Annotated in this window: 1 pseudogene; it reads right to left on the bottom strand. The window is 43.2% G+C overall.

Going from position 1 to position 518, the window contains the following annotated elements:
• Positions 1-88: 88 nt before the first annotated feature.
• Positions 89-518 (bottom strand): annotated as a pseudogene (locus R7Z77_RS28420) (TIGR03899 family protein); the annotation flags it as partial.

Raw genomic sequence — 518 nt, 5'->3', positions numbered from 1 at the left:
CAGCTTTTGGATCATAGGTAGCCAAAAGCCTAGTGTACTGCTTGAGGAGCTTTTAGATCATAGGTGACCTAAAGCTCCTAGAGCGAAACTAAACGGTATAGTTCACGCTGCTGCTTGCTTCGGTACTTACGCTAAACTTTTGATTTAACAAGGCGAACATTTGATCGTAGTACTGAGAATTTGGCTTGTTGCCAAGAAGTTTGCACAGTTCGTTACCCGTCGGTGTGAAACGGTAGTACAGCAGACGGATGCCCTTCGTATTCACTTGCAGAGACAAATTCTTGCCTTGATATGCCAGTATCAATGGCGTTTCAATGCCGATCTCTCCTGATTCCAGTTCTGTGCTATGCAGTAACCCCAATTCAATCAATACTTATAGACTTGAGTACGGCAATTGAAAGCTGCCCATATTCAGATTGCTGGTGGTATCTCGTTTACCAAAGTTGAATATTCCGCCATGTGCTTTATAGCCTATCAATAACTTTTTACTGTTGTCACCGCCAAAACTGCACGCCAAA

This window comes from Vibrio sp. 1401 (assembly GCF_033340295.1).
The sequence above is the reverse complement of the archived record's forward strand: the minus strand, read 5'-3'. Positions and strand labels throughout refer to the sequence as shown.